General features: G+C 53.0%; 23 protein-coding genes and 1 other annotated feature. Of the genes, 10 read left to right on the forward strand and 13 right to left on the reverse strand.

The features are described from left to right. Positions 1 to 409: 409 nt before the first annotated feature. From clpB to rluD, 3 genes are all read right to left on the reverse strand, one after another. Positions 410 to 2,983, reverse strand: a complete 2,574-nt coding sequence (gene clpB, locus ETG88_RS06360) for an ATP-dependent chaperone ClpB (RefSeq protein ID WP_100779262.1) — start codon at positions 2,981 to 2,983, stop codon at positions 410 to 412. 129 nt (positions 2,984 to 3,112) lie between these two features. After that, entirely contained in the window at positions 3,113 to 3,844 is a 732-nt protein-coding gene (gene yfiH / locus ETG88_RS06365; RefSeq protein WP_129034980.1) for a purine nucleoside phosphorylase YfiH, read from the reverse strand. Further along, positions 3,841 to 4,821 carry a 23S rRNA pseudouridine(1911/1915/1917) synthase RluD gene (rluD, locus tag ETG88_RS06370; RefSeq protein WP_102105361.1) on the reverse strand — a complete coding sequence of 327 codons (981 nt, stop codon included), beginning with the start codon at positions 4,819 to 4,821 and terminating at the stop codon, positions 3,841 to 3,843. Before rluD ends, yfiH begins: the two co-directional genes overlap by 4 nt. Before the next feature lie 130 nt (positions 4,822 to 4,951). Between rluD and bamD the strand changes: the two genes are divergently transcribed. From bamD to pheA, 4 genes are all read left to right on the forward strand, one after another. Then, complete coding sequence (gene bamD, locus ETG88_RS06380) at positions 4,952 to 5,689, forward strand: outer membrane protein assembly factor BamD (protein ID WP_100779259.1); 738 nt, start codon at positions 4,952 to 4,954, stop codon at positions 5,687 to 5,689. 267 nt (positions 5,690 to 5,956) lie between these two features. Then, the gene (gene raiA, locus ETG88_RS06385) at positions 5,957 to 6,298 is read left to right on the forward strand and encodes a ribosome-associated translation inhibitor RaiA (protein ID WP_095282963.1); all 342 of its coding nucleotides are present in this window, start codon (positions 5,957 to 5,959) and stop codon (positions 6,296 to 6,298) included. 103 nt (positions 6,299 to 6,401) lie between these two features. Next, positions 6,402 to 6,527 (forward strand) — a sequence feature (Phe leader region). Beyond that, positions 6,403 to 6,450 (forward strand): pheA operon leader peptide PheL, encoded by a 48-nt coding sequence (gene pheL, locus ETG88_RS06390; protein ID WP_102105455.1) that lies wholly within the window; start codon positions 6,403 to 6,405, stop codon positions 6,448 to 6,450. Its footprint overlaps the feature before it by 48 nt. Before the next feature lie 29 nt (positions 6,528 to 6,556). Then, on the forward strand, positions 6,557 to 7,717 hold the full coding sequence (gene pheA / locus ETG88_RS06395) for a bifunctional chorismate mutase/prephenate dehydratase (protein WP_102105362.1): 1,161 nt from the start codon (positions 6,557 to 6,559) through the stop codon (positions 7,715 to 7,717). On the opposite strand, the gene ETG88_RS06400 is transcribed toward pheA, so the two are convergent. Genes ETG88_RS06400 through aroF form a run of 3 tightly spaced genes read right to left on the reverse strand, consistent with a single transcriptional unit; the run spans position 7,714 to position 10,849 of the window. Next, entirely contained in the window at positions 7,714 to 8,586 is an 873-nt protein-coding gene (locus ETG88_RS06400) for an SMP-30/gluconolactonase/LRE family protein (protein WP_129034981.1), read from the reverse strand. The genes pheA and ETG88_RS06400 overlap by 4 nt on opposite strands. A 60-nt stretch (positions 8,587 to 8,646) precedes the next feature. Continuing rightward, the gene (gene tyrA / locus ETG88_RS06405) at positions 8,647 to 9,768 is read right to left on the reverse strand and encodes a bifunctional chorismate mutase/prephenate dehydrogenase (protein ID WP_129034982.1); all 1,122 of its coding nucleotides are present in this window, start codon (positions 9,766 to 9,768) and stop codon (positions 8,647 to 8,649) included. A 10-nt stretch (positions 9,769 to 9,778) separates the two neighbouring features. After that, the gene (gene aroF, locus ETG88_RS06410) at positions 9,779 to 10,849 is read right to left on the reverse strand and encodes a 3-deoxy-7-phosphoheptulonate synthase AroF (RefSeq protein ID WP_102105365.1); all 1,071 of its coding nucleotides are present in this window, start codon (positions 10,847 to 10,849) and stop codon (positions 9,779 to 9,781) included. Positions 10,850 to 11,069: 220 nt separating this feature from the next. Here aroF and ETG88_RS06415 point away from each other — a divergent pair, with 220 nt between their 5' ends. From ETG88_RS06415 to ETG88_RS06430, 4 genes are all read left to right on the forward strand, one after another. Next, entirely contained in the window at positions 11,070 to 11,444 is a 375-nt protein-coding gene (locus ETG88_RS06415; RefSeq protein WP_129035183.1) for a DUF2799 domain-containing protein, read from the forward strand. A 195-nt stretch (positions 11,445 to 11,639) separates the two neighbouring features. Further along, entirely contained in the window at positions 11,640 to 12,125 is a 486-nt protein-coding gene (yfiR, locus tag ETG88_RS06420) for a regulatory sequestration protein YfiR (protein WP_181826677.1), read from the forward strand. Continuing rightward, entirely contained in the window at positions 12,118 to 13,338 is a 1,221-nt protein-coding gene (gene dgcN, locus ETG88_RS06425; protein WP_123428857.1) for a diguanylate cyclase DgcN/YfiN, read from the forward strand. The genes yfiR and dgcN overlap by 8 nt, the downstream gene beginning before the upstream one ends. A 15-nt stretch (positions 13,339 to 13,353) precedes the next feature. Beyond that, positions 13,354 to 13,839: an OmpA family protein gene (locus tag ETG88_RS06430; protein ID WP_123428856.1), complete on the forward strand. Its 486-nt coding sequence runs from the start codon at positions 13,354 to 13,356 to the stop codon at positions 13,837 to 13,839. A 3-nt stretch (positions 13,840 to 13,842) separates the two neighbouring features. On the opposite strand, the gene ETG88_RS06435 is transcribed toward ETG88_RS06430, so the two are convergent. From ETG88_RS06435 to ffh, 7 genes are all read right to left on the reverse strand, one after another. After that, the gene (locus tag ETG88_RS06435) at positions 13,843 to 15,207 is read right to left on the reverse strand and encodes a PepSY-associated TM helix domain-containing protein (RefSeq protein ID WP_129034984.1); all 1,365 of its coding nucleotides are present in this window, start codon (positions 15,205 to 15,207) and stop codon (positions 13,843 to 13,845) included. A gap of 57 nt (positions 15,208 to 15,264) precedes the next feature. Continuing rightward, positions 15,265 to 15,669 carry a DUF2946 domain-containing protein gene (locus ETG88_RS06440; RefSeq protein WP_129034985.1) on the reverse strand — a complete coding sequence of 135 codons (405 nt, stop codon included), beginning with the start codon at positions 15,667 to 15,669 and terminating at the stop codon, positions 15,265 to 15,267. Between the two features lie 128 nt (positions 15,670 to 15,797). Further along, positions 15,798 to 16,145: a 50S ribosomal protein L19 gene (gene rplS / locus ETG88_RS06445; protein ID WP_095282974.1), complete on the reverse strand. Its 348-nt coding sequence runs from the start codon at positions 16,143 to 16,145 to the stop codon at positions 15,798 to 15,800. A gap of 44 nt (positions 16,146 to 16,189) precedes the next feature. Then, positions 16,190 to 16,957 carry a tRNA (guanosine(37)-N1)-methyltransferase TrmD gene (gene trmD, locus ETG88_RS06450; RefSeq protein WP_100779248.1) on the reverse strand — a complete coding sequence of 256 codons (768 nt, stop codon included), beginning with the start codon at positions 16,955 to 16,957 and terminating at the stop codon, positions 16,190 to 16,192. A gap of 31 nt (positions 16,958 to 16,988) precedes the next feature. Then, positions 16,989 to 17,528 (reverse strand): ribosome maturation factor RimM, encoded by a 540-nt coding sequence (gene rimM, locus ETG88_RS06455; RefSeq protein ID WP_100779247.1) that lies wholly within the window; start codon positions 17,526 to 17,528, stop codon positions 16,989 to 16,991. Between the two features lie 15 nt (positions 17,529 to 17,543). Further along, positions 17,544 to 17,792, reverse strand: a complete 249-nt coding sequence (rpsP, locus tag ETG88_RS06460; RefSeq protein ID WP_014171249.1) for a 30S ribosomal protein S16 — start codon at positions 17,790 to 17,792, stop codon at positions 17,544 to 17,546. A 269-nt stretch (positions 17,793 to 18,061) separates the two neighbouring features. After that, positions 18,062 to 19,423, reverse strand: a complete 1,362-nt coding sequence (gene ffh, locus ETG88_RS06465) for a signal recognition particle protein (RefSeq protein ID WP_100779246.1) — start codon at positions 19,421 to 19,423, stop codon at positions 18,062 to 18,064. Positions 19,424 to 19,589: 166 nt separating this feature from the next. Between ffh and ETG88_RS06470 the strand changes: the two genes are divergently transcribed. After that, entirely contained in the window at positions 19,590 to 20,381 is a 792-nt protein-coding gene (locus tag ETG88_RS06470) for a cytochrome C assembly family protein (protein WP_100780834.1), read from the forward strand. 18 nt (positions 20,382 to 20,399) lie between these two features. Further along, complete coding sequence (locus ETG88_RS06475) at positions 20,400 to 21,689, forward strand: HlyC/CorC family transporter (protein WP_129034986.1); 1,290 nt, start codon at positions 20,400 to 20,402, stop codon at positions 21,687 to 21,689. Positions 21,690 to 21,721 lie beyond the last annotated feature (32 nt).

Genomic DNA, 21,721 nt, shown 5'->3' on the forward strand with positions numbered 1-21,721 from the left:
ACTCAGAGACTTTGGTATTCATTTAGCGTCTTTCGACGTTTAGAATCCATGTCACTTTGAGTGCCCACACAGATTGTCTGATAAATTGTTAAAGAGCAGTGCAACGCGGCTTTCGCTCACCGTTGCGAGGTCCCGTATAATACGTTTTCCTCATTCAGAGTCAAGCGTTTAATTTCGCTTTTCGCTGTCGGCGTTCATCGCTGAACCCCTGCTGTCCCGGCGGCTTGCGTGCCGTTGTTCCGTGTCAGTGGAGGCGCATTATAGGGAGTTATTCTGAGGCTGCAAGTCTAAATCAGAAAATAATGACTGACTGCTCACTTTCCAGGCAAATCGAACCTTTAACGCTAAGTCTCGCCTGGTTTTTAAACAAAAACGAGCCCCGCAAGGCTCGTTTCTGAAGTTTTGTGACTTACTGCACTGCCACAATTTTGTCTTCGTTGACTTCGAGACGAATCACTTTCCCTGGGACAAGCTCCCCGGAAAGGATTTGCTGCGCCAGCGGGTTTTCGATCTGCTGCTGGATAGCACGTTTCAGAGGACGCGCCCCGTAAACCGGATCGTAACCATTTGCACTCAGCAGCTTCAGCGCGTCGTCAGAGATGTGGATTTCATAGCCACGATCCTCAAGACGTTTATACAAACGCTGCAACTGAATCTGGGCAATAGACGCAATGTGTTTTTCCCCCAGAGGGTGGAACACAACAACTTCATCTATACGGTTAATGAATTCCGGACGGAAGCTCTGGCTAACCACGCCCAATACCAGATCCTTCATATGACCGTAATCCAGTTCGCCGAAACGTTCCTGAATCAAATCGGAACCCAGGTTCGAGGTCATGATCACCACAGTGTTGCGGAAATCGACCGTTCTTCCCTGCCCGTCAGTCAGACGTCCATCATCCAGAACCTGCAACAAGATGTTGAAGACATCCGGATGCGCTTTTTCCACTTCATCTAATAAGATGACGGAATAGGGGCGACGGCGTACGGCTTCAGTTAAGTAACCGCCCTCTTCATAGCCGACATATCCTGGAGGCGCACCGACCAGACGCGAGACGGAGTGTTTCTCCATAAACTCGGACATATCAATACGCACCATCGCGTCGTCACTATCGAACATAAAGTTCGCCAGTGTCTTACACAGCTCGGTTTTACCAACACCGGTCGGCCCAAGGAACAGGAACGAACCAATCGGGCGATTAGGATCCGATAAGCCCGCACGGCTACGACGAATCGCATTTGATACGGCTTCGACGGCTTCATCCTGACCGATCACACGATGGTGCAGGTCATGCTCCATACGCAGCAGTTTTTCGCGCTCCCCTTCCAGCATGCGAGCAACCGGAATACCCGTCCAGCGCGCCAGCACATCGGCAATTTCCACGTCCGTTACTTTATTACGCAGCAGACGCATGGTTTTGCCTTCAGACTGGGTTGCCATCTCCAGCTGTTTTTCCAGTTCCGGAATTTTGCCGTACTGCAACTCAGACATACGTGCCAAATCGCCCACGCGACGCGCCTGCTCAATGGCGATTTTCGCCTGCTCAAGCTCAGCCTTGATCGTCTGCGTGCCAGAAAGCGACGCCTTCTCAGCTTTCCACTCTTCTTCTAATTCAGAATACTGACGCTCTTTGTCGTCCAATTCCTCATTAAGCATATCCAGGCGCTTTTTACTCGCTTCATCAGACTCTTTCTTCAGCGCCTGCTGTTCAAGCTTGAGCTGAATGATTCTGCGGTCGAGTCTGTCTAACTCTTCCGGCTTGGAGTCAATCTGCATACGAATGCTGGACGCCGCCTCATCGATCAGGTCGATGGCCTTATCCGGCAGCTGTCGGTCGGCAATATATCGGTGAGACAGTGTCGCCGCCGCCACGATAGCCGGGTCAGTAATCTGCACATGGTGATGCAGCTCATACCGTTCTTTCAGGCCACGTAAGATAGCAATGGTGTCTTCCACCGTCGGTTCCGCTACGAACACTTTCTGGAATCGACGTTCCAGCGCAGCATCTTTCTCGATGTACTGTCGATACTCATCGAGCGTTGTCGCACCGACGCAGTGCAGTTCACCACGCGCCAGAGCTGGTTTAAGCATGTTCCCGGCATCCATGGCCCCGTCGGCCTTACCGGCACCGACCATGGTGTGCAGTTCGTCGATAAACAGGATGACATTGCCTTCCTGCTTCGCCAGATCGTTAAGCACGCCTTTTAAACGCTCTTCGAATTCACCGCGGTATTTCGCCCCGGCCACCAGCGACCCCATATCCAGAGCCAGCACGCGACGGCCTTTCAGTCCTTCCGGCACTTCGCCGTTAACAATTCGCTGCGCCAGACCTTCAACGATGGCGGTTTTACCGACACCGGGTTCACCGATCAGTACCGGGTTGTTTTTTGTACGACGTTGCAATACCTGAATAGTGCGGCGAATTTCTTCGTCACGGCCAATCACCGGATCGAGCTTGCCTTGTTCCGCACGCTCAGTCAGATCGACCGTATATTTTTTCAAAGCCTGACGTTGGTCTTCGGCTCCCTGATCGTTCACGCTTTCACCTCCACGCATTTTTTCAATCGCCTGAGTCACATTGGCGGTTGTCGCACCGGATGATTTCAGCAGATCGGTCAGCGTACCGCGTGATTCAAGCGCCGCCAGAACAAACAGTTCTGACGAGATAAAGTTGTCCCCACGTTTTTGCGCCAGCTTGTCGCAAAGATTCAGCACGCGCACCAGATCCTGAGACGGCTGAACATCCCCACCGGTGCCTTCCACCTGTGGCAAACGACTCAGCGCCTGATCGACGGCTGTGCGCAGCTCGCCAGCATTAATGCCAGCAGACGTGAGTAAAGGACGTACCGATCCCCCTTCCTGATTCAGCAAGGCGCTCATTAAATGAAGAGGTTCGATAAATTGGTTGTCGTGCCCCAGTGCGAGAGACTGGGCATCGGCGAGAGCAAGCTGGAATTTATTAGTAAGACGATCCAGACGCATAACTCCTCCCATAACAGGTCAAATTTGCTACTGGAGATTAAATGAGGTCATCCCTCAATTATTCAAGGTTAATGACCTGAATTATACGAAAAGAAAACAGCGCGTTCCGGATCGTCTTGATTCGTTAGGTTATATCAGCCAAATGAAACTTGCCATACGACCTGTCGTGTTGTCGCGACGATAGGAGAAAAAATCACCCTTTTCGGTGAAGGTACAGCGATCGCCACCAAAGATTTGCGTCACACCGACATTGCCAAGCCGCTGGCGGGCAAGCTGATAGATATCAGCCAGGTATTTATCCCCTTTCGGCTGAAACGCACTGACGGCCTGCGAGTCTTTGTCGATAAAGGCGTCACGCACTTCTGGCCCGACTTCAAAGGCCTGTGGCCCAATCGCCGGACCGAGCCAGGCAATAATATTGCCCGGACGATCGTCAAAACACGCAACCGTCTCTTCAAGTACGCCCGCACACAGCCCGCGCCAGCCAGCATGGGCTGCTGCCACTTCGGTACCCGCGCGGTTACAAAACAGAACAGGCAAACAATCGGCGGTCATCACGGCACAGACTGTCCCGGGAGTCTTACTGTAAGAGGCGTCGGCACGTTTTGAAGCATAGGGTTCGCCCGTCAGCCTCAACACATCTTTGCCGTGCACCTGCTCAAGCCAGACCGGTTTTGATGGCAGATTTCCTGCCGCAAACATACGCTTGCGGTTCTCTTCGACATGTTCCAGGTTATCGCCACAGTGGGCGCCAAGATTTAATGACGCCCACGCGTCGTGACTGACGCCACCAACGCGGGTAGAGCTGCAGGCTGCCACGCCTTCAGGAATTGGCCACTCCGGGACAATCAGTTTGGTCATAACCAGTCCACTTTATCCTTATGTTCTTCAAAGTCCGCGCGCATCGCATCAATCAGCTCGACCATATCCTGAGGAATTGGCGCATGCCATTCCATCTCGATACCGGTGATCGGGTGATAGAGACGCAGCATGGTCGCGTGTAAGGCCTGGCGATCGAATTTACGCAGAGTGCTGATAAATTCTTCCGACGCGCCTTTCGGCGGACGCGGACGACCACCGTAAACCTGATCGCCCACCAGCGGATGAGTAATGTGCGACATATGCACACGAATCTGGTGAGTACGGCCGGTTTCCAGACGCAGACGCAGACGCGTATGAATGCGGAAATGTTCCATAATGCGGTAGTGCGTCACCGCAGGTTTCCCCATCGGATGCACTGACATATGGGTACGCTTGGTCGGGTGACGGCTGATCGGCTCTTCGACCGTGCCGCCAGATGTCATGTGACCAATCGCGACGGCTTCATATTCACGGGTGATTTCACGCAGCTGCAGCGATTCCACCAGACGCGTCTGGGCAGGAACCGTTTTCGCGACCACCATCAGACCGGTGGTGTCTTTATCCAGACGGTGAACGATGCCCGCACGCGGAACGTCAACAATCGGCGGATAATAATGAAGCAGCGCATTCAGTACGGTGCCGTCAGGATTACCGGCGCCAGGATGCACGACCAGGCCGCGCGGTTTGTTGATCACCAGAATGTCATCATCTTCATAGACGATTTCTAACGGGATCTCTTGTGCCTCAAAGCGGACTTCTTCTTCTATTTCAGCATTGATGGCGACGGCTTCCCCACCTAACACTTTCTCTTTTGGCTTGTCCCATACTTTGCCGTTAACCAGCACGCGCTGGTCAAGAATCCATTCTTTTATGCGTGAACGCGAATAATCAGGGAACATTTCGGCCAAAGCTTGATCTAAGCGTTGACCGAGCTGATTTTCGGAGACTGTTGCGGTGAGTTCTACTCGTTGTGCCATAGACTGCTTCTTCGTTTAACGTTGGGTTTTACGGCTTTGCCGTATAATATAGTGTGCTATTGTAGCTGGTCTTAATCGGGAGCAGGAAAGAGATTCTCCCGGACAAACATTTGAGGAAAGTCAAAACGTCATGACGCGCATGAAATATCTGGTGGCAGCGGCCACGTTGAGCCTGGCTTTGGTGGGCTGCTCCGGTTCAAATGAACAGGTCCCTGACAATCCGCCGAATGAAATCTATGCGACTGCACAACAAAAACTGCAGGACGGTAACTGGAAACAGGCGATAACGCAACTGGAAGCGCTGGATAATCGTTATCCATTTGGTCCGTATTCCCAACAGGTACAATTAGATCTCATCTACGCCTACTACAAAAATGCCGATCTGCCGCTGGCTCAGGCTACCATCGATCGCTTCATCCGTCTGAACCCGACTCATCCGAACATTGATTATGTCATGTACATGCGCGGCCTGACCAACATGGCTCTGGATGACAGTGCTCTGCAAGGTTTCTTCGGTGTTGATCGTTCTGACCGCGACCCGCAGCACGCGCGTGACGCATTCAATGACTTCTCCAAGCTGGTGCGCGGCTACCCGAACAGTCAGTACATCACCGATGCCACCAAGCGTCTGGTGTTCCTGAAAGATCGTCTGTCCAAGTATGAGTACTCCGTTGCCGAGTACTATACGCGTCGTGGCGCATGGGTGGCAGTGGTTAACCGCGTCGAAGGCATGCTGCGTGATTACCCGGACACACAAGCCACTCGCGATGGTTTGAAGCTGATGGAAAACGCGTACCGCCAGATGCAGATGAACGCACAGGCTGAGAAAGTGGCGAAGATTATCGCCGCGAACAGCAGCAATACCTGATCGTTCCCAAACGTAAAACGGCAGCCCAAGGGCTGCCGTTTTTTTATCCATTTCGCCATCCGCTGAAGCGGTTTGATGCCGACGAATCCTATCAACTATGGCTGCAATTCCTGAGTTCGACAAGGTAAAAATCGCCTGTTCCTGTCTTTCCTCACAAAAAAGCTTCCTTGACAAAAAGTGACAAAATAACGTGATTTAGATCACACATTTTGACATTAGGACAGGTATGCTGGAATCACCAAGACGGAAAGACAAGAGGTAAAATTTATGACAATGAACATTACCAGTAAACAAATGGAAATTACTCCGGCAATTCGCCAGCACGTCGCAGACCGTCTCGCCAAACTGGATAAATGGCAAACTCATTTGATTAACCCGCATATCATTCTGTCTAAGGAACCACAGGGTTTTACCGCTGACGCAACTATCAATACTCCTAACGGCCATCTGGTCGCCAGCGCTAAACACGAAGATATGTACACCGCTATCAACGATTTGATCAACAAGCTGGAACGGCAGCTCAATAAAGTGCAACACAAAGGCGAAGCCCGTCGCGCCACCACCTCGGTGAAAGACGCAAGCTATGCCGAAGAAGTTGAAGAAGAGTAATCCTTTAAATTGAGTGTACCGCCAACGCGCCTTCGGGCGCGTTTTTTATTGACAGCATCAAAACAGTACGGGTACTTTAACGGTATCAACAACAGGATGAACTCATGAACCACACCCCGTTTTTCTTCGCATTCTTTTTTACCTTCCCCTGAATGGGAGGCGTTTCGTCGTGTGATAAAGAATGCGAAGACGAACAACAAGGCCTCCCACACCGGGGGGCCTTTTTTATTGATAACAATAAACGAAATAGGCAACGCTATGACATCGGAAAACCCGTTACTGGATCTGCGAGTAAAAATCAGCGCGCTGGATGAGAAATTACTGGCGCTGCTGGCTGAACGCCGCACGCTAGCCGTAGAAGTGGGTAAAGCCAAGCTGGACTCCCACCGCCCGGTACGTGATATTGACCGTGAGCGCGATCTACTGGAGCGCCTGATCCAGCTGGGTAAAGCCCATCACCTCGATGCACACTACATCACTCGTCTGTTCCAGTTGATCATTGAAGATTCCGTTCTGACCCAGCAAGCGCTGCTGCAACAACATCTGAATAAAACCAATCCGCACTCCGCGCGCGTCGCATTTCTGGGACCGAAAGGCTCTTACTCGCACCTGGCTGCACGCCAGTATGCCGCCCGCCATTTCGAGGAGTTTATCGAGAGTGGCTGCGCCAAATTCGCCGATATCTTTAACCAGGTTGAAACCGGTCAGGCAGACTACGCCGTGGTGCCGATTGAGAACACCAGTTCCGGCGCGATTAATGATGTCTACGATCTGCTTCAGCACACCAGCCTGTCGCTGGTCGGCGAAATGACCATTCCAATTGATCACTGCGTGCTGGTCTCAGGCTCAACTGACCTGAATCAAATTGATACCGTATACAGCCACCCGCAGCCATTCCAGCAGTGCAGCCAGTTCCTGAACCGCTATCCGAACTGGAAAATTGAGTACACCGAAAGCACCTCAGCGGCGATGGAGAAAGTGGCGCAGGCCAACTCTCCGCGCGTGGCGGCTCTCGGTAGCGAAGCCGGTGGCGCGCTGTATGGCCTGCAGGTACTGGAGCGCAACCTGGCTAACCAGACCCAGAACATCACCCGCTTCGTGGTGCTGGCACGTAAAGCGATTGATGTATCCGAGCAAGTTCCGGCGAAAACCACTCTGCTGATGGCGACCGGCCAGCAGGCAGGTGCGCTGGTTGAAGCCCTGCTGGTGTTACGTAATCACAACCTGATCATGACCAAACTGGAATCCCGCCCGATCAACGGCAATCCGTGGGAAGAGATGTTTTATCTCGATATCCAGGCCAACCTCAAATCAGCGTCCATGCAGAAAGCCCTGCGCGAACTGGGCGAAATCACCCGTTCGATGAAAGTGCTGGGCTGTTATCCGGGCGAGAACGTGGTCCCGGTCGATCCGGTTTAACGCTCAATAAACGGGCCTTTCTTCATTCCTGCCACACTGACGGGCAGGGTGAAGATGGCGCCCGATAGCGGATATTTCGTCACTTCGTCACGATCCATATTTTCACGCGTGGTGGTGATAAACAGGGTTTTCATATCATCCCCGCCGAAACAGACCATCGTCGGACAGCGCACCGGCAAGCGATACTCTTCCAGTTGCTCCCCCCGCGGAGAAAACCGCGCAATACGCCAGCCATCAAACAACGCGCTCCAGTAGCAGCCTTCGATATCCATCGCGGCACCATCCGGTATTCCCTCGCCCTTTTCGAAGCGGCGGAACACTTCACGGGCACCCGGCTCCCCCTCCTCTTCCAGCGGTGTACGGTAAATCACGCGGTTCGGCGTATCTGAGGTCATCATCCACTGCCTGTCCGGACTAAAGGCCAGGCCGTTGTGCCCGTGGATATCACACTGAATGACTTTCGGCGTCAGATCGTTATCAATGCGCATCAGCATCGCGCCGTTGTAATCCCCCGGTCCCCAGAATGTTCCCGCGTAAAAACGCCCGAGATGATCGGTGCCGCCGTCGTTAAAACGCGCCAGTTGAGGATTAGACGGGTTATCGCAGACTTTTCGCTGGAGCAGGCCGTGCTTATCCGTCAGCCAGATCGCGTTACGCATCGCGACGATAAAACCGCCCTTCTCGCGTAAGGCAAAACACCCGACCTCCTCATGAAATGAGAGAACAGAGTGTTGACCCGAAGAGAGGTGATAACGATGAATTTCACCTTCCAGAATATCGGCCCAATAGAGCGCGTTTTCGCTTTCGCTCCAGGTCGGGCATTCCGGTAAGTGCCCGGTGTAGTCGAATAAAACCTGTGGTTCAGCCATGACAAATCCCCAAAATGAAAAAAGCCAGCAGTGCTGGCTTTTAGTATATACATCATCAGATTACTGGCGACTATCGTTCGCCTGGCGCAATAAGGTGCGGCTCTCGCTCTGGAAACGCTTCGCGTAATCCCCAAACCAGTGCTCAACCTTACGGAAACTGTCGATAAAGGCCTGCTTATCGCCCTGCTCCAGCAACGCTATCGCTTCACCAAACCGCTGGTAGTAGCGCTTGATCAGCGCCAGATTATTTTCTGACGACATAATGATATCAGCATACAGTTGCGGATCCTGCGCAAACAGACGCCCAACCATGGCCAGCTCCAGGCGGTAAATTGGCGAGGAGAGCGCCAGCAACTGCTCCAGCTGGACGTTCTCTTCCGCCAGATGCAGGCCATAGGCAAAGGTCGCAAAGTGGCGCAGCGCCTGAATGAACGCCATATTCTGATCGTGCTCCACCGCGCTAATACGATGCAGACGTGCGCCCCAGACCTGAATCTGTTCCAGGAACCACTGGTACGCTTCCGGTTGACGACCATCGCAGTAGACCACGACCTGTTTCGCCAGGCTGCCGCTATCCGGGCCGAACATCGGGTGCAAACCCAGTACCGGTCCGTTATGGGCCGCCAGCATCGCCTGCAGCGGACCATTCTTCACGGACGCCAGATCCACCAGAATACAATCTTCCGGCAGAGACGGCAGTTTGCCGATAATCTCTTCGGTTACATGAATCGGCACGCTGACAATAACCATGCCTGCGTCGGCCATCATCTCTGGCGCACGTGCCCAGTCCTCTTTTTCAAGAATGCGCACCTGATAACCCGAAAGCGTCAGCATCTTCTCAAACAGACGCCCCATCTGGCCGCCGCCGCCAACGATCACCACCGGTCGCAGCGACGGACAGAGGGTTTTAAAGCCCTTATCGTTTTCGCTGGAGTAGGATTCACGCATCACGCGGCGCAGCACATCTTCAATCAGGTCGGGAGAGACGCCCATGAGCTGCGCCTCATTACGCCGGGAGGCGAGCATCGACGCTTCACGCTCTGGCACGTAAATCGGCAGGCCGTATTTACTTTTCACTTCCCCGACTTCGGCAACCAGTGACATCCGGCGCGCCAGCAAATCCAGCAGCGCCTTATCCACCTCATCTATTTGATCGCGTAGTGCGGTCAATTCTGCAACCATAACTAACCTCTTAAGCCAGACGCGTCGCCAGCTGGCCGTTCAAATCTTTGTGGATCTCACGCAGCAGCGCATCCGTCGCTTCCCAACTGATGCAGGCGTCGGTCACTGAGACACCGTGTTTCATTGCGCTACGCGGTTGTTCAGATGACTGATTACCCTCGTGGATATTACTCTCAATCATCAGGCCGATAATCGAACGGTTACCGTCTTTAATTTGTGCGACAACGGATTCCGCTACCGCAGGCTGGCGACGGTAATCTTTATTGGAATTACCATGGCTGCAATCTACCATCAGAGCCGGGCGCAGTCCCGCCTGTTCCATCTCTTTTTCGCACTGGGCGACATCCGCCGGGCTGTAGTTAGGTGCTTTACCGCCGCGCAGGATAACGTGACCATCCGGGTTGCCCTGGGTCTGGAGCAGACAAACCTGGCCGGCCTGGTTAATGCCGACAAAACGGTGCGGCATCGCCGCAGCGCGCATGGCGTTAATCGCGGTCGCAAGGCTACCGTCGGTCCCATTTTTAAAACCAACCGGCATCGACAGCCCAGAGGCCATCTCGCGGTGAGTCTGTGATTCTGTTGTGCGAGCACCAATCGCGGACCAGCTAAACAGATCGCCCAGGTATTGCGGGCTGTTCGGATCAAGTGCTTCTGTCGCCAGCGGCAGCCCCATGCTCACCAGTTCTACCAGCAGACGACGCGCAATCTTCAGACCGGCTTCCACATCAAACGAGCCATCCATGTGTGGATCGTTAATTAACCCCTTCCAGCCAACGGTGGTACGAGGTTTTTCAAAATAGACGCGCATGACCAGGTAGAGGCTATCGCTGACCTCCTCTGCTAATGCTTTAAATCGACGAGCATATTCGATCGCAGTTTCAGGATCGTGAATGGAGCATGGCCCGCACACCACCAGCAGACGCGGATCGCGACCGGCAATGATGTCAGAGATAGTCTGGCGGGAGTGCTCAATCTGCGCCTCCTGTTCAGAACTCAGCGGGAATTCCAGCTTCAACTGATCTGGCGTGATCAAAACCTGTTCGTCGGTAATATGTACGTTGTTCAGCGCGTCTTTTTGCATGATGGCGATCCTGTAATGCTCGTTTGCGATAGTGGTTTCCTCGATGAGGTGAACACACAATATCACATAAAGTAAAGATTTCAATCCAAAATACGTAAACATTACTTTACAAGTGGCATTTTGAGGCAAAAAATATCCGCTTGTTTCGTAAAGATAAAATTACACCCTGATTATTCATTGCCAGGCTATGCTGAAGAAAAAGAAGAAAAGGCGAATCACTATGCGTTCCATTGCTCTCGCGCTGCTGGCGATATTATTGACAGGCTGTCAAATCAACCCTTATACCTTCCAGCCCACCTGGACCGGCACCAGCTGGTTTACCGCCGGCAAAGAAGATGCCATGAATGGTGTATCAATAAAAAGTAACGAAACTCTCGCGGATAATTTTAACGATCCTGACGTCGATCGCAGTGAATACCTGCGCGGTTATGCTGATGGTCAGAAAAAAGTCTGCACCGAAGATTTTGTCTATGCGTGGGGTCTGTCCGGTAAAATATTCCCAGCCAGTTGTGATACGGCAGAAAATGCCGACCCGCTGCGCAAATCCTGGCAAAAAGGTATGGAAGAAGGTATGCGCGGCTCGAGACTTAATTAATTTAATAACTTAATAATTTCATTCAATTACAACTCAGATTTAGCTTAAGTCACAACATATTCCACATAATGACTACTCAGGTAAACAATGGTATTCTTCCTGCAATATTCAAGGATATATATTTCCAGAGTGGTATGGCGGATTCTGGTGAGACATTTTTTTACGTTCCCTTTGTGCCATCTGATTCTGGCACTCATGCTGTGCATTATCAGCGGGCAAAGTTTCGCGACAACATTGACAGAAAAAGAGAAGTCAGTACGTTCGATCGTCTCTGGCATCGTCAGCTATTCCCGTTGGCCTGCGCTTTCTGGCCAGCCTAAACTCTGTATTTTTTCGTCTTCTCGTTTCGCCCAGGTACTGAGTGACAGCGGCTCTGCTGCTTTACCCTACACACCCTTGATTGTGCAAAATGAGTCTGAAGCATTACATGCCACCTGCGATGCCGTTTATTTTGGAAACGAGTCACCTGCTGCTCAACTTGAATTATTCAGGAATTATCAGGGCCGCGCGTTACTATTAATCGCCGAGCAAAACCTGGAATGTGTTATTGGCAGTGCTTTTTGTCTGATAATTAATGAAGAAACAGTGAGATTTTCTGTCAATCTGGATGCCCTGTCTCGCAGTGGCGTAAGAGTGAATCCGGATGTGTTAATGCTTGCCCGGAATAAGAAGCATGAATAAGGAACTTTCTTCAACGCCACGGCCGACGTTTAAAAGAACGTTGAGGCGCATCAGTATGATTAGCGTGGTAATTACCATGACGCTAATCTGGTTATTATTGTGTATTGCGTCAGTGGTTACATTAAAACAATACGCACAAAAAAACCTCGAATTAACCAGCGCGACCATGAGCCGAAGCCTGGAAGCCTCATTAGTATTTAATGATGCCACCGCCGCTAATGAAACGCTTGCCACACTGGGTAGACAGGGGCAATTTTCCGTTGCCGAGGTGCTCGACATCCATCAGAAGCGTTTTGCCTACTGGTCGTGGACCCCTGATGATGATACCGACACCCTGAGCACGCTGGTCAGTCGCATGTTGTTCCCCGTCCCTGCCGCGCAGCCCGTAGTGCATAACGGCAAGGTGATTGGTGAGGTGCGCATCACCGCGCGCGACAGCCTGATCAGCCATTTCCTCTGGACGTCTTTTGCCGTGCTGACCGGCTGTATTCTTTTCGCCGCTTTTGTGGCGCTGACCATTACCCGTTCTTTGCACAACGGAGTCGTCACCGCCCTGCAAAATATCACCGACGTGGTGCATGACGTTAAAACGAACCGTAATTTCTCGCGCCGCGTCGAAGAGGAGCGTATCGAAGAGTTCCATCGTTTTGGGCAGGATTTCAACAGCCTGCTCGACGAAATGGAGGAGTGGCAGCTCAAGCTGCAGGCCCGGAACGCACAGCTGATGCGCACCGCGATGCACGATCCGCTCACCGGGCTGGCGAACCGCGCTGCATTCCGCAGCAGCATCGCGGCGCTCATGAATGACGCTTCTGCACAGATGAATTCCGCCCTGCTGTTCCTGGATGGGGATAACTTCAAGCAGATCAACGACACCTGGGGCCACGCGGCAGGTGACTGCGTGCTGATAGAAGTCGCCAGCAGAATGGTGGAATTTGGCGGGAAACGTTATCAGTCTTACCGTCTGGGCGGCGATGAATTTGCCATGATCCTGTATGGCATTCACTCTGCGGCAGACGTTCAACAGATTTGCACTGCGCTTTCGCAGCAGTTTCTCCAGCCGTACGACCTGCACAACGGACATACGGCACACATGTCACTCAGCATTGGCTTCGCTCTGGCGTGGGAAAATACCTCGGTAGAGGCATTACTGGAGCAAGCCGACCGCAATATGTATCAAGTGAAAAACCAGCGTCCGACAATAATTTTGTAATAAAAGGAACACGTTATGTTAAGGCGATATCTCGCTCCAGTTTTACTGGCTACAACGATTCTGGCAGGCTGCCAGGCACCACCTCAGGGGAAATTCACCCCGGAACAGATTGCGGCAATGAAATCCTACGGTTTTAACGAAACGAACGGCGACTGGTCCCTCGGCCTGTCGGCGAAGATTTTATTCGGCAAGAATGAATATCAGCTGCGTCCGGAAAGCGAGCAGCAGATCCAGACCATGGCGACACGTCTGGCCGCCACCGGGCTGGTCCATGCACGCATGGACGGGCACACGGACAATTACGGGGAAGAAAGTTACAACCAATCCCTCTCGCTTAAACGCGCGAATGTCGTGGCTGATACCTGGGCAAAAGGGGCGAATATCCCGCGCAGCAACCTCACCACTCAGGGCTTAGGTAAAAAATATCCGGTCGCCAGCAATGCAACACCTCAGGGGCGCGCTGAAAACCGCCGCGTTGCGGTAGTCATCAGCACGCCTTAATCACTATTTGGTGGATTCCGACAGCGTCAACAGGCATTGCGCGCGCCAGCGCAGCCAGTCAATCAGCACGAAAAATGCCAGACTGACGCCCATCACCGGCATCATGATCCCCAGCATCACGCCGATAAAGAGCGTGACTCCTCGCCCACTGGCGGGGAGAGCAAACCAGCACTGACAAAGCGTGAGCACCGGATTGCCGGTGGCCTGAACCGGACGACGCATCCACCACATCCGATACCCCCACGCGATCAACACGCACAGCGCTACGCCGAAAGCGATCAGGATCAGCTGATTCACCAGACCGAACAAAATCCCCATATGGAAATCCACGCCCCAGCGGGTCAGCTTCGCCATCAGCGGGAAGTCAGCGAAACGCGTCCGATCGAGGATCTGCATTGAGTGCGGATCAACGGCAACCGCATCCACCTGCGTGGGCCAGCCACGATCGATTTCCGTGACCGTCCAGGCCTGTTCAGCCATTTTAGCGGGGCGAATTTCCAGCTTGTTCGCATCAATTCCCTCGCTCCTGGCCGCATGCAGGACGCTGTCAAAGAGCGTCAGATCCATGGCCATATCCGGCATCATCGCATCGTGGTGGCCGCGATGTTCAGCATGAGGATCGACTTCTGCCGCGGGACCGCGCAGCTGCGTGTTGACCTGCGGCGTCAGCCAGTTCATCTCTTTACGTAGCTTATCGACGTTGCCACCCGCCCATTGTGACCAGGTAAGCCCGGTCGCAGAAAACAGTAACATTCCCCCCAGCAGACCCCAGCCGAGCGCGACATGCACGCGACGTCGGTTCTGGAACCGGTTATTGATACGTCGCTTCGGGCGGGTATAAAACCACAGCGCAATCCCGCCCAGGGCAGCAATCCACATCCAGGACGCGGCCAGCTCACTGTACAAACGCCCGATATCCCCCAGCATCAGCGAGCTGTGCAGATAGTCGATGGTCTGGCGCAGCGGCAAAATTCCGCTGGTGCCGTAGACCGTCATATCGCCGCGTACTTCCAGGCTCACGGGATCGATAAAAATCGCCCGATTCTCCGACGGCCCGAGCATCGGGTCGGCAAACATCACGCGCGTAGTTTCACCGGGAATCAGCCCTGGTCGCACGGCCTGCAGACGAAGTTGGTCCCCAATGGCTTTCTCCGCGACTGCAATTTGCTCGGCCAGAGGTTGAGCTTCACCGGCGGTATCGCTAAACAGCGCATGTTTGTACAACATGCTTTCGAGCTGCGGTGTCGCCACGTAGAGCGTCCCCGTTAGCGCAGCGAAAAAAATGAACGGGCCGACAAACAACCCGATATAGAAATGAAGGCGTCGCAGCAGGTTTCCCCATGCTGCGCGTGGCGTGCTGACAGTCATACTTTTCCTTTTTGCAGGCAAAACGTTATCGATGCGCGAAAGCGCATTCTTTATGGTTTAAAGGGAAAAAGCTGACCGCTGCGGTGGCGCGCGGGTATCAGGATACAACCAGGGGAAAAAGTGCCAGTGGCTCACCGCCTGTCGCAGCGGTTTAACGCGATGTCGCAATAGCACAGCGCACAACAGCACGATCAGCGCCAGCATCAGGCCCGGCACATGGGCCATTAGCACACAATAGCCACAGGCTTCGGCGTGATCGACAGGCATCGAGTGCGGCGACTCACCATGATGTTCTGCCATCGACATCTGGCTCATATCATGATGCATCCCCGACATTGCGCTCATGGGATCTTTTTGCAGCGAAATGGAGATCAGCGGCGCGACCACGATCAGCAGGATCGCAAACAGCGCGGTCCAGGCCGCTGTGCGTTTCAAGGCTGATTGATGCAGTGCGTTATTCACTTACCCTCGCTAGAGAGCGGCTATTGTAAATGATTTATGAAATGAAGGTTAACAAGCGGCGGGGATTTACATAAAAAAGGGCCGGCCTTGCGGCCAGCCCTTTTAACAGGATGTTGCTTAAGCGAGTCTTAGTTCAGACGCTCTTTGATACGAGCAGACTTACCAGTACGCTCACGCAGGTAGTACAGTTTAGCTTTACGTACAGCACCACGACGTTTGACAGTAATGCTGTCAACTACTGGAGAGTGAGTCTGGAAGACACGCTCAACACCTTCGCCGTTGGAAATTTTACGAACAGTGAATGCAGAGTGCAGACCGCGGTTACGAATAGCGATAACCACGCCCTCGAATGCCTGCAGACGTTTTTTGGAACCTTCAACAACCCATACTTTCACTTCCACGGAATCACCCGGACGGAATGAAGGTACGTCCTGCTTCATCTGCTCTTGTTCAATTTGCTTAATAATGTTGCTCATAATTTAATCTCTTATCCTGGGTAAACTGATATATCGGGAGCGTTTTACGCTTGCCCATCATGTTTATGTTGCTGTTGTGCGTGCTCTTTTTGGAACTCCGCCAGCAACCTTACTTGCTCTTCAGTCAGAGCCAGGTTTTCCAGAAGTTCAGGTCTTCTAAGCCAGGTTCGGCCCAGCGACTGCTTCAAACGCCAGCGACGTATCTCGGCATGGTTCCCCGACAGCAATACCGCCGGTACTTCCATCCCTTCTAACACTTCAGGGCGGGTATAGTGTGGACAGTCCAGCAATCCATCAGCAAAAGAGTCTTCTGTTGCTGAAGCTTCATGGCCCAGTACACCCGGAATAAACCGGGCAACGGAGTCAATCAGCGTCATTGCCGGTAACTCACCACCGCTGAGAACGTAATCGCCGATTGACCATTCTTCATCAATTTCGGTCTGAATTACGCGCTCATCTATCCCTTCATAGCGACCACATACCAGAATCAGCTTTTGATTCGTGGCCAGTTCGCTTACGCCTGCTTGATCAAGCTTGCGTCCCTGAGGTGACAGATAAATCACCTTTGCGCCTTCACCTGCCGCGGCTTTTGCTGTATGGATGGCGTCCCGTAAGGGTTGCACCATCATTAACATCCCCGGTCCGCCGCCGTAAGGACGTTCGTCCACGGTACGGTGCCGGTCATGCGTGAAGTCACGAGGACTCCAGCTTTCGATGTTCAGCAGGCCTTTTTTTACTGCCCGGCCAGTTACCCCGTAATCAGTAATCGCGCGGAACATTTCAGGAAACAGGCTAATTATGCCAATCCACATAGCGCCGTCTTTTACCGTTTATCCGGAGAATTTAAAAACCAGGATCCCAATCTACTTCGATAGTTCGCGTAGTGAGATCGACTTTCTTGATAACCTGCCCATCGAGGAACGGAACCAGCCGCTCCTTGATGCCAAACGCATCTTTCAGGTTTGCCTTAATGACGAGAACGTCATTTGACCCGGTTTCCATCATATCGATGACTTTACCCAGGCCATAGCCTTCAGTGGTGACAACCTGGCAACCCATAAGATCTTTCCAGTAATAATCACCCTCTTCCAGCGAAGGCAGCTGCGATGAATCGACGACAATTTCGCAATTAGTCAGCAGATTCGCCGCATCGCGATCGTCAACGCCTTTCAGCTTGATCACGATATCCTGATTGTGGTGGCGCCAGCTTTCCAGCTCGACCGCTTCCCACTTACCACCTTTCTGGATAAACCAGGGCTGGTAGTTAAAAATGCTTTCAGCGTCTTCAGTGGAGGAAAACACTCTGAGCCAACCACGGATACCGTAGCAAGAACCCATTTTTCCCAATACGATCGGTTCAACAGGTGCTTTATTGCTCATCATGACCACCGTGACAGATTAAGCTGCTTTGTTTGCTGCTTTGATAAGCGTAGCAACGCGATCGGAAACAGTAGCGCCCTGGCCAACCCAGTGAGCGATACGATCCAGATCCAGACGGGTTTCTTCTTCAGAACCGCTAGCGATCGGGTTGAAGAAACCAACGCGCTCGATGAAGCGACCGTTGCGTGCATTACGGCTGTCAGTCACAACAACCTGGTAGAACGGACGCTTTTTTGCGCCGTGACGTGCTAAACGAATAGTTACCATAACATCCTCTTGTGTGAATAAAACACAGGGCCCCATCGAGGAACGGAGCCCAGTGTCATATTAAAAGCCCGAAAATTTTACTGATTTCTGGAGAAATTGCAATCAGCATATGCTTCACATATGCCAAACAAGGGTTATAAGGCGTATATCGGTGCAGCCAGTTTAGTTCCGGCGTGCGCGCAGAAAGCGGAGCGTACACGTAGTACGTGAGCATTTCGAGCACACCCCGGAGCTAAAATGGCAAACAAGATAGCCTTATATCCCTTGTTTCAGCGGCCTGGGAATCCTGGAGGCATCATGCCCTTCATCCCACGCATCATTTTCGCCATACCGCCCTTCTTCATTTTCTTCATCATGCGCTGCATGTCGTCGAACTGCTTCAGAAGGCGGTTTACATCCTGCACCTGCATCCCGCAACCAGCGGCGATGCGGCGTTTGCGCGACCCTTTGATGATTTCAGGCTTCGCACGCTCTTTCAGCGTCATCGAGTTGATGATCGCCTCCATGCGCACCAGCACTTTGTCATCCATCTGCGCTTTCACGTTATCAGGGATCTGGCCCATGCCCGGCAGTTTGCCCATCAGGCTGGCCATGCCGCCCATGTTTTTCATCTGACGGAGCTGTTCCAGGAAGTCGGTCAGATCGAAACCGTCGCCTTTTTTCAGCTTGCTCGCCAGCTTCTCAGCCTGCGCGCGGTCAACTTTGCTCTCGATATCTTCGATAAGCGACAGCACGTCGCCCATGCCAAGAATACGGGAAGCAATACGATCCGGATGGAACGGCTCCAGCGCTTCGGTCTTCTCGCCGACGCCGAGGAATTTAATCGGTTTACCGGTGATATGACGAATCGAGAGCGCCGCACCACCGCGGGCATCACCGTCGACTTTGGTCAGCACGACACCGGTTAATGGCAGCGCTTCGTTAAACGCTTTTGCGGTATTCGCCGCATCCTGACCGGTCATTGCATCAACAACAAACAGGGTCTCTACCGGATTAATCGCGGCGTGAACCTGTTTGATTTCGTCCATCATCGCTTCGTCGACGTGCAGACGACCGGCGGTATCCACCAGCAGCACGTCGTAGAATTTCAGCTTCGCTTCTTTCAGCGCCGCATTAACGATATCAACGGGCTTCTGCGCGACGTCAGACGGGAAGAAATCCACACCAACCTGCTGAGCCAGTGTTTCAAGCTGTTTGATCGCCGCCGGGCGATAAACGTCGGCAGAGACGACCAGCACTTTTTTCTTGTGCTTTTCACGCAGGAATTTACCCAGCTTACCTACGCTGGTGGTTTTACCCGCACCCTGCAGACCGGCCATCAACACCACCGCTGGCGGCTGTGCGGCCAGGTTCAGCACCTGGTTCTCTTCGCCCATTGCCGCAACCAGTTCGTTGCGCACAATTTTGACGAACTCCTGACCCGGGGTCAGGCTCTTATTCACTTCATGACCAACCGCTTTCTCTTTTACGCGGCTGATGAACTCGCGCACAACGGGCAACGCCACATCGGCTTCGAGCAACGCCATGCGCACTTCGCGCAGCGTTTCTTTCACATTGTCTTCGGTAAGGCGCCCACGGCCGCTGATGTTGCGCAGCGAGCGCGACAAACGATCGGTTAAATTATCAAACATTGTCTCTCGCCTGAGGTAGAAACGTTAGGTCGCTAGCGCGACACGTACACAGAATTTTGCCGCAGTATAACATGAAGGCGCCTTTGTTGTTATGCAACGGTTGGAGCGCGCGTCACGTAACGTTATACTGCTTATCTTTCTTATTAAGACAACTGTCGACGCCTATATGCCTGTTTTCGCACTGATCGCCCTTGTTGCCTACTCTTTCAGCCTTGCGCTGATCATTCCCGGCCTGTTGCAAAAAAACAGCGCCTGGCGACGGATGGCTATTTTGTCGGCAGTTATCGCACTGGTAAGCCATGCGTTCGCACTGGAATCACGTATTATTCCGGGCGACGGCAGCGTACAAAATCTGAGCGTACTGAACGTCGGCTCGCTGGTCAGCCTGATGATTTGTACGGTGATGACCATTGTCGCGTCGAAGAATCGCGGCTGGCTGCTGCTCCCTATTGTCTACGCCTTCGCGCTGATCAATCTGGCGTTCGCGACCTTCGTGCCAAACGAGTTCATTACGCATCTGGAAACTACGCCGGGCATGATGGTCCACATCGGTCTGTCGCTGTTCTCCTACGCCACGCTAATCATTGCGGCGCTGTACGCCATGCAGCTGGCGTGGATCGACTACCAGTTGAAAAACAAAAAGCTGGTTTTCAACCAGGAAATGCCACCGCTGATGGTCATTGAGCGTAAGATGTTCCACATCACTCAGATTGGTGTGGTGCTACTGACGCTGACGCTCTGCACGGGTCTGTTTTATATGCAGAACCTGTTCAGCATTGAGAATATTGATAAAGCCGTTCTCTCTATCATCGCGTGGTTTGTCTATATTGTCCTGTTATGGGGCCACTATCACCAGGGCTGGCGCGGTCGTCGCGTCGTCTGGTTTAACGTAGCTGGCGCTGGCATCCTGACACTGGCCTACTTTGGTAGCCGCGTCATACAGCAGTTCGTCGGCTAAGCAACAAAGGAGTTCCCCCTGGAACACATCTCCACCACCACGCTGATCGTCACCCTGATCGTCATGGTGGTCATCTCCGCCTACTTCTCCGGCTCAGAAACCGGCATGATGACCCTGAACCGCTACCGGTTACGTCATCGCGCTAAACAAGGCAACCGTGCCGCCCGACGCGTTGAAAAGCTGCTGCGCAAGCCCGATCGTCTGATTAGCCTGGTGCTGATCGGCAACAACCTGGTCAATATTCTCGCCTCCGCGCTGGGCACTATTGTTGGGATGCGCCTCTACGGCAACGCCGGTGTCGCGATTGCGACCGGCGTACTAACGTTTGTCGTCCTGGTGTTTGCTGAAGTCCTGCCGAAAACCATCGCCGCCCTCTATCCGGAGAAAGTCGCCTATCCGAGCAGCTTCCTGCTCGGCCCGCTGCTGATCCTGATGATGCCTCTGGTCTGGCTGCTCAACATGGTTACCCGCCTGCTGATGCGCATGGTCGGTATAAAAGCCGACGTGGTGATCAGCAGCGCACTGAGCAAAGACGAGCTGCGCACCATCGTGCATGAATCCCGCTCGCAGATTTCGCGTCGGAATCAGGACATGCTGCTGTCGGTGCTGGATCTGGAAAAAGTGAGCGTTGACGACATCATGGTGCCGCGTAATGAAATCGTGGGTATCGACATCAACGACGACTGGAAAGCCATCGTCCGCCAGCTGACCCACTCTCCCCATGGCCGCATCGTGCTGTACCGTGATTCACTGGATGACGCCATCAGCATGCTGCGCGTGCGCGAAGCCTATCGCCTGATGACCGAGAAAAAAGAGTTCACTAAAGAGGTGATGCTCCGAGCCGCCGATGAACTCTATATCATTCCGGAAGGCACGCCGCTAAGTACGCAGCTGGTGAAATTCCAGCGGAATAAAAAGAAAGTGGGCCTGGTGGTCAACGAGTATGGCGATATCCAGGGGCTGGTGACGGTCGAAGATATTCTGGAAGAGATCGTTGGCGATTTTACGACGTCAATGTCGCCATCGCTCGCCGAAGAGGTCACGCCGCAAAACGACGGTTCGGTGCTAATCGACGGCAGCGCCAACGTGCGTGAACTCAACAAAGCCTTTAACTGGCATCTGCCGGAAGACGACGCTCGCACCATTAACGGTATGATTCTGGAAGCACTGGAAGAGATCCCGGCACCCGGCACCCGTGTGCGCATCAGCCAGTATGATATTGATATCCTGGACGTGCAGGACAATATGATCAAACAGGTGAAAGTTATCCCGGTCAAACCACTGCGGGATAGCGTAGCCGAACGCTAGTGTGTAGGCCGGGTGAGGCAATGCCGCCACCC

The organism is Lelliottia nimipressuralis (genome assembly GCF_004115925.1).
GTDB classification, from domain to species: domain Bacteria; phylum Pseudomonadota; class Gammaproteobacteria; order Enterobacterales; family Enterobacteriaceae; genus Enterobacter; species Enterobacter nimipressuralis.

Bases quoted from the DNA above. Each gene is read 5' to 3' on its own strand.
- dgcN (WP_123428857.1), top strand. From the start codon at position 12,118: ATGAATAAGGAACTTTCTTCAACGCCACGGCCGACGTTTAAAAGAACG.
- yfiR (WP_181826677.1), top strand. From the start codon at position 11,640: ATGCTGTGCATTATCAGCGGGCAAAGTTTCGCGACAACATTGACAGAA.
- ETG88_RS06430 (WP_123428856.1), top strand. From the start codon at position 13,354: ATGTTAAGGCGATATCTCGCTCCAGTTTTACTGGCTACAACGATTCTG.
- tyrA (WP_129034982.1), bottom strand. From the start codon at position 9,768: ATGGTTGCAGAATTGACCGCACTACGCGATCAAATAGATGAGGTGGAT.
- aroF (WP_102105365.1), bottom strand. From the start codon at position 10,849: ATGCAAAAAGACGCGCTGAACAACGTACATATTACCGACGAACAGGTT.
- raiA (WP_095282963.1), top strand. From the start codon at position 5,957: ATGACAATGAACATTACCAGTAAACAAATGGAAATTACTCCGGCAATT.
- pheA (WP_102105362.1), top strand. From the start codon at position 6,557: ATGACATCGGAAAACCCGTTACTGGATCTGCGAGTAAAAATCAGCGCG.
- ETG88_RS06400 (WP_129034981.1), bottom strand. From the start codon at position 8,586: ATGGCTGAACCACAGGTTTTATTCGACTACACCGGGCACTTACCGGAA.
- clpB (WP_100779262.1), bottom strand. From the start codon at position 2,983: ATGCGTCTGGATCGTCTTACTAATAAATTCCAGCTTGCTCTCGCCGAT.
- rluD (WP_102105361.1), bottom strand. From the start codon at position 4,821: ATGGCACAACGAGTAGAACTCACCGCAACAGTCTCCGAAAATCAGCTC.
- trmD (WP_100779248.1), bottom strand. From the start codon at position 16,957: ATGTGGATTGGCATAATTAGCCTGTTTCCTGAAATGTTCCGCGCGATT.
- rpsP (WP_014171249.1), bottom strand. From the start codon at position 17,792: ATGGTAACTATTCGTTTAGCACGTCACGGCGCAAAAAAGCGTCCGTTC.
- ETG88_RS06470 (WP_100780834.1), top strand. From the start codon at position 19,590: ATGCCTGTTTTCGCACTGATCGCCCTTGTTGCCTACTCTTTCAGCCTT.
- yfiH (WP_129034980.1), bottom strand. From the start codon at position 3,844: ATGACCAAACTGATTGTCCCGGAGTGGCCAATTCCTGAAGGCGTGGCA.
- bamD (WP_100779259.1), top strand. From the start codon at position 4,952: ATGACGCGCATGAAATATCTGGTGGCAGCGGCCACGTTGAGCCTGGCT.
- ETG88_RS06435 (WP_129034984.1), bottom strand. From the start codon at position 15,207: ATGACTGTCAGCACGCCACGCGCAGCATGGGGAAACCTGCTGCGACGC.
- ETG88_RS06415 (WP_129035183.1), top strand. From the start codon at position 11,070: ATGCGTTCCATTGCTCTCGCGCTGCTGGCGATATTATTGACAGGCTGT.
- rimM (WP_100779247.1), bottom strand. From the start codon at position 17,528: ATGATGAGCAATAAAGCACCTGTTGAACCGATCGTATTGGGAAAAATG.
- ffh (WP_100779246.1), bottom strand. From the start codon at position 19,423: ATGTTTGATAATTTAACCGATCGTTTGTCGCGCTCGCTGCGCAACATC.
- rplS (WP_095282974.1), bottom strand. From the start codon at position 16,145: ATGAGCAACATTATTAAGCAAATTGAACAAGAGCAGATGAAGCAGGAC.